General features: G+C 66.9%; 6 protein-coding genes. 3 read left to right on the forward strand and 3 right to left on the reverse strand.

Annotation, left to right across the window (positions count from 1 at the left end; all coding sequences use genetic code 11):
• Both QOC69_RS16625 and QOC69_RS16630 read left to right on the forward strand, forming a co-directional pair.
• A partial coding sequence (locus tag QOC69_RS16625; protein ID WP_526441452.1) for a GMC oxidoreductase occupies nucleotides 1-272 on the forward strand: 272 nt, incomplete at its 5' end.
• A gap of 288 nt (nucleotides 273-560) precedes the next feature.
• A complete protein-coding gene (locus tag QOC69_RS16630; RefSeq protein ID WP_526441454.1) occupies nucleotides 561-1,328 on the forward strand; it encodes an alpha/beta hydrolase family protein in 768 nt (255 codons plus the stop codon).
• Nucleotides 1,329-1,434: 106 nt separating this feature from the next.
• Here the strand turns inward: QOC69_RS16630 and QOC69_RS16635 are convergent, their stop codons facing one another.
• The gene (locus tag QOC69_RS16635) at nucleotides 1,435-2,496 is read right to left on the reverse strand and encodes an alpha/beta hydrolase family protein (RefSeq protein WP_526441456.1); all 1,062 of its coding nucleotides are present in this window, start codon (nucleotides 2,494-2,496) and stop codon (nucleotides 1,435-1,437) included.
• 87 nt (nucleotides 2,497-2,583) lie between these two features.
• Between QOC69_RS16635 and QOC69_RS16640 the strand changes: the two genes are divergently transcribed.
• Nucleotides 2,584-4,140, forward strand: coding sequence for a phytoene desaturase family protein (locus QOC69_RS16640; protein WP_526441458.1), 1,557 nt, complete (start codon nucleotides 2,584-2,586; stop codon nucleotides 4,138-4,140).
• Nucleotides 4,141-4,147: 7 nt separating this feature from the next.
• On the opposite strand, the gene QOC69_RS16645 is transcribed toward QOC69_RS16640, so the two are convergent.
• Complete coding sequence (locus QOC69_RS16645; protein WP_526441460.1) at nucleotides 4,148-5,380, reverse strand: LVIVD repeat-containing protein; 1,233 nt, start codon at nucleotides 5,378-5,380, stop codon at nucleotides 4,148-4,150.
• A partial coding sequence (locus QOC69_RS16650; RefSeq protein ID WP_526441462.1) for an LVIVD repeat-containing protein occupies nucleotides 5,377-6,395 on the reverse strand: 1,019 nt, incomplete at its 5' end. The genes QOC69_RS16650 and QOC69_RS16645, both read right to left, overlap by 4 nt.

A 6,395-nucleotide genomic window follows, 5' to 3' on the forward strand; every position in this document is an offset into this window, starting at 1 on the left:
CCAGGCCGGCCGGTGCGCGCGAGCTGACCGACGAGACACTGGAGCAGGCGCTGAACACGTTGTCGCACACGCTCTATCACCCGGTGGGCACGTGCCGGATGGGCAGTGACGACGCCAGCGTGGTGGATCCGCAACTACGGGTCCGTGGCGTCGACGGACTGCGGGTGGCCGACGCGTCGGTGATGCCGACGATCATCCGCGGGCACACGCACGCGCCCAGCGTGCTGATCGGCGAGAAGGCCGCCGATCTCATCCGATCCACCCGCAACTGACCCCCTCCCTCCCCTCCTTCCCTTGCGATTTGGGCGCGGAAACGATCGCTGGGCGAACGTTTCCGCTCACAAACCGCTAGGGGTGCTATGGCGTAATCGTTTGCGGTTGAGGTATGGCTTGAGCGTTTGGAGAAGCGTCATGTCCGCACAGGGCTATCCAGCGATCACCGAATCCGTAGACGGCTCCTCGCGGCCGGTCACCTACCGCCTGGCCGAGACTCGGGATGGCCTATACGTCCCCTACGCCCTTCGCCTGCCGTCGGAGGACGCCACGGGCCAGCCCTCTTCGTGTTCCTCGCATACGGCAACGGCGGCGGCGGTCTGGACTGGTTGCGCCGACGGGTCGAGACCCACGGGTACATCATGGAGCGCCTTCTCGACGCCGGTTACGCCTGCGCGTGGGGCCGGTACCGGGCCGAGGTCGAGCTCGGTTTCCATCACGGCGGACGCCTCGTCGTGGACCAGCGGCAGGGCATGGACCTGATGAACCGTTCGCCGTTGGAGTTCGAGGACGAACTCGCCATCCTCGAGCACGTGGCTCAGCACCCGCAGATCGACCCCGAGCGACTCGGTCACGTGGGAGTGAGCCATGCAGGCGAAATGCTGTTCAAGATCGCGTCCCAGTACGACAGTCCGCTCAAGGCCGGGGTCGCCTGCGAGCCCGCCAATCACGAATTCCTCGACCTCACCCCGGACGACACGGCCTTCACGAACCCGGAGACCGAGCTGCGAAACCTCGAGGAGATGCAGATGCGCGATACCGCGTTCGTGCGCTCACGGATCAACGAGCGGCTCGCGCTCGAGCGAATCGCGCCCATCTCGCTGCCCATCCTGGTGATGGGCCGTGACGACGACCATCTCCAGGGGATCTTCCGGCTGAGCTACGACCTGTTGGAATCCAGCGGGAAGGACGCCACGTGGGTCTCGTGGAACCATCCGCTGCACGGCTACATTTACCCAGTCATCGGCGCCGACGGCACGGTCGAGGTCGATGACGTGCAGGACCGCGCTATCGACGGGGTGATCGCGTTCCTCGACCAGCACCTCGGCGGCTGAGCTCGCGCACCATTGTTCGACTGACGCAGCCGTGACGCTCCGAACTGGTCAGCACATACTCGCTACAATCGATTGCCGTTCACGACCGGCTACATCGTGGCGGCGATCAACGCGGCTCCCCGAGGCGGGCCGCCATCCAGTCCGCCGTGCGATACCGGTGTGCGGCAAGCACGTTGGCGCAGCCGTGGTTACCGTCCTCCAGTGCCAGGAAGTCGCTTCCGTCCACCTCGTCGTGCAGCCGCTCGGCCTGCTGCCACGGGATCAGCCGGTCCCTCTTGCCCGCGACGACCAGCGTCGGGCACCGCAAGGACGACGTTCGACCGGCCATGGTGAGCGTGAGCGCCAAGACGCGGGCGTCGTCCTCGTCCTTCGAGCGTGACCTGACCGTGAACGTCTCCCGGGTCAGGGCGGGCAAGACGTCCCAGTTCTCGCCGAAAGTGTATGGGCCACAGAGGCTCACGCATGCCTTGATCCGCTCGTCGCCGCTGGCGAATCGGGGTGCGTAGTAGCCGCCGAGGCTCACCCCCCAGACCCCGATGCGATAAGCGTCGACGTCATCGCGGGCAATGAGGGCGTCGACGAAGACCCGGCCGGGCACCTCCCAGTCCGCGCGGATCGGCAGGTCGTACTCGGCTTCACCCTGCCCGGGGCCGTCCACACTGAACGTGGCGAGGCCGCGTTCCAGGAAGAGCTGCTCGGTTGCCCGCAACTCCTCCTTGGTCGAATCAAGGCCCGGCACACAGATCACGGTCGGATGGGGCGACGGGCCGTCAGGTTTGCGCAGAATCCCGTACATCGTCGAGCCCTCGAACGGGATCTCGATCCGTTCACCCGGCGGGTCGAGATGCGGCAGCGCGGCATCGAGGCACCGCACGGCCGCTTGGTGGGCGGCACGCATCTGCTCGAGATCGCGGACGTAGACGAACTTCGCGAAGTGATACAGGACGGCCGCGGTGCTCAGGTGTGCGCCCGCGGAGCGATGTCGGCCGTCCTCGAGCGCCTCGAGCCCGAGATCCTCGTGGACGCTCGCCGCGGCCGACCACACGGCGCACCAGTCGTCCCAGGACTGCAGCCCGGCCATCACCCGATCGAAGTCGGCGGCAGGCACACCGTTGGCAGTGAACCGGGGACCCCAGTGCGAACGGGCGGATGCGACGTACTCGTCCATGCTTTAGTCCTCTTCGGTTCCCGCCATTGCAAACGATTGCGTAGGGTTCTACCGTAGCAGTAGCGATGTATCGACGGAAGGACGAAAGTGGCTCCAGCCTCGGCAAGAACCTCGTCGAATCACCCGGTCAGTGATGTCGTCGTGGTGGGCGGCGGGCACAACGCACTGATCTGCGCGGCGTACCTGGCCGAGGCCGGTCTGTCCGTCACCGTGCTCGAAGGTCGCGACGTGATCGGCGGCAACACCGTGACCGAAGAGCTCACCCTGCCCGGGTGGCGGCACGACTCGTGCTCGACGGCCCACGTTGTGCTGCAGTCGAACCCGCTGATCCGCGAAGACGAACTTGGGCTGATCGCACGCTACGGGCTGAAGTACATCGTCACCGACCCGGCGGTGGTCTTCCCACTGCCCGACGGCGACCTGCTGACGGTCCACCCGAAACTCGCCGATACCGCCGCGGAGTTCGCCCGTTACTCCCGCGCCGACGCCGACGCGCTCGTCACGATGATCGAGGACTGGAACGCCGGCCAGCGGACCGCGCACGCGTATCTGTCCGCAGGACTCCCGCTACCCGACGAATCCTGGTCGCGCAGTTACGAACAGCTGCGGCGCCGAAGCGCATGGGACGTGATCGCCTCGACGTTCCATCATTCGGTGCCGCGCCAGGTGATGGCCTGGATGGGTTTCGCCACGATCCAGCCGATTCAGCGAGCCGGCACTGGCGCACTGCCCGCCGCGATCATGGCTGGTCGATTGGCATACGGCTGGGCCACCCCCGTCGGCGGCTCTGGCGCGTTGCCCGATGCTCTCGCCGCTCACATCACCGATCACGGCGGCACCGTGGAGACCTCGGCGTGGGTGCGGTCGGTCCTGGTGGAAGAGGGGCGCTGCGTCGGGGTCCGCACCGACGATGGGCGCGAGTTCCGGGCAGGCCGGGCCGTCGTCGCAGGCAGCCATCTACGCGAACTACGCGGAATGCTCAGCGCCGCTTCAACGGTCGCCGACGAGGCCGCACGCTGCTGGCGACCGGGGATTCCCTTGTTCGCAGTGCATTTCGCGCTCCGTGCCGACGCCCGCTACCGCTCGGAGAGCGGACCCGTCATGTCGGCCGCAGGGGGACTCGGCAGCCCGGAGGGCTTGCTGCGCCAGATCGCGGGACTGTCGTCAGGGCGCCTCGAGACAGAGGACCCGTGGCTGCTGATGATGTCATCGACGGCGGTCGATCCCGACCGCGCGCCGGGCGGCACGTTCAAGTTCCTGACCGCAGCGCCGATGCTTCATGACGGCCGTGCGTGGTCGCACGCCGATGCAATGGCGTACGCGCAGCTGCTATTGGGTATCGCGCGAGGCCACATCGATGGAATCGAGAACGACGACATCCTGGCCATCAGGCCAGAATCACCCACATCACTTGCTGCGCATAATCTCTCGAATATCGGCGGATCCTGTCATGGCGGCGAGTTCGCGCTGGACGACGGCACCGTCATCCCGGGCTGGCTCGACTATCGCACCGACGTCCCCGGTCTCTACCTGACGGGCTCGACGTCGCACCCCGGTGGTTCGGTGTCGGGGCGGCCAGGGCGCAACACCGCACGGACGGTGCTCTCCGACCTCGGGCTGACAGCGCCGATGTCAGTGCCGTAGCCGAGGATCAGCGCCCGGTCAGCCGAACGACGTGCAGGCCGTGGTTCTTGTCGGAGAAGTAGACGTTGCCGCGGGCATCGACCAGGACGTCCTCGGACTGCGTGACCAACGTCTTCGGCAACAGGCCGCGGCGGTCGGTGGGATCGTCGGGGAGGTACCAGGCGATCTCGCGCGGCAGATAGGCGTCGCTGATGTCGTAGACCCGCAGCCCTGCGTTGAACCACGTCATGAACATCAGGTTGTCGTCGGCGAAGAGTGCGGGACCTTGTGGATGGTGCTGATTGTGCGGACCGAACCGCCCGCCCCGCGTGCTGAAGTTCGGATACCCCGCGCCCGCTGCTGGCTCGGGGATCGGTAGCAGTGACATCAGGCGCGGGTTCTGCTCATCGGTGACGTCGACGACGCCTGCGAAGTTGTATGCCTCCTGCTGCCGTTCGGCGATCGCTTCAGTGTTGACCAACAACAGGTTTCGCGCCGGCAGGGGGATCACGGTGTGCATCGCGATCATGCTGGAGAACGCGGCCCCGATGTCCAGCCGGGAGACGAGCCTCGGTCGCTGGATGTCGGAGATGTCGAGGATGACGACGCCGGCGGCTCCGTAGCTGAGGTAGACGCGATCACCGAGGACGTACGGAGGTCCGTGCAGGGAGATGCGCCGCGGCGGGGCGGCTCCGCCGGCGGCAACGTACTGCTCCGGGAGGAACCACATCGCCACCTCCTCGGGACGTCGCGGATCGGCGATGTCGAGAATCACGTAGATGTTGCCGTCGAACCCGCGGCGGCTTGCCGTCACGTGGACGTAGCGGCCACCCGTGAAGTGGTTGCGGTGCACGCCGTGCTCGCCGGTGTGCCACTCGCTCAACGGCTTCGGCGCCACGGGATCGCTCACGTCGAAAAACCGGATGCCTTCGGCGGAGTTGAGGGCGGGATCGCCGCCCCACGCCTGCGGACGATGCTCCATGCCCTGGACCAGTAGCCCGTCGGCTACCTGCACCTGCCAGGTCGCGGCATGATTGGGGCCCTCGATCGCGCCGACGAGGCGTGGGTCGGCGGGGTCGGACACGTCGAAGATCGACAGCCGAGGTTCCCAGAAGTGGCTCGCATAGAGGTACCAGCGACCGCCTGATGAATCGGACGGGACGACCTGCATGGCCAGCTTGAAGACGGGCTTGCCGCCGGCATCGTGGTACCCGATGAAATCGACACCGTCGGCAGTGAACCCGGGTGGGGCTCCGCTCACGAAGCCGCCTGCGTCATCAAATCGGCCAACTCCGGCAGCGGCTCCAGACATAAGACCCCGCCGGTGCCGCGGTCGGTGACCCAGATCAGGCCGTGCTCGTCGACGAACAGATCGTTGGACTGCGGCACGGCCGAACCTGGCGGTGCCTCGCTCACCCAGTGCGCGACCTCCTGCGGATTCTGCGGATCCGACACGTCGTACACCCGTAGACCCGCGCTGAAGTAGGTCGCGAACACCAGCCGATCGCTGCGGTAGGACCCGTCCCGGTTCTCGTGCAGGTTGTGGGGTCCAAAGCGTTGGGGGAGTTCGTCGTACGGCCCGGCCGGGGCGGGCAGCGTCCGCAGGTATCGCGGTGCCGACGGGTCCGCGATGTCGATCAGGTGTATCCGTCGCTCCTCGCCGTGCGGGCCGTCGTGTTGCTGTTCGTCGGTGACGACGAGCAGTCCGCGACCGATCAGCGGCATGCAGGTGTGGGTCGCCCCACCTCCCCACTGCAGGCGTGACACTTCCCGGGGGGTCGTCGGATCGGACGTGTCGAGCACGACCAGATTTGCGTCGTCGTAACCCAGGTAGGTGTACTTGTCCTCGACCAGACCGTGGTGTGCCGCGACCCGATGACCCTCGGACCAGTCGGCGGTCTCGCCTCCCGCGCTCCACTGCCCGGGCCACCACCACCGACTGGTGAGCACGGGCTTCTCGGGCTCGATCAGGTCGATGGTCATCCAGATGCGGTCGGTGAATCCATCTGGCGCACCGGACATGTGGGCATAGCGCCCGCCTTCCCAGACGATGCGATGGACGCCCTTGCCCCCGGACTCCCAGAACCCGACCTGCTTCGGCTCGAACGGTTCGTCGACCCGGTAGACCGCGACGCCGGCCGAGTGTGGGCCCAACGGCTTCTTGGGCCGGTACGGGAATCGCTCGTGGTTGATCAGCAGGAGCCCGTCTGCGACCTGCACCTTGTGGGTGTGGGTATTGGCGGGCGCGTCCCACTGCGACACCAGTTGGGGACGGT

Source organism: Mycobacterium sp., from assembly GCF_032162105.1.
Taxonomy (GTDB): Bacteria; Actinomycetota; Actinomycetes; order Mycobacteriales; family Mycobacteriaceae; genus Mycobacterium.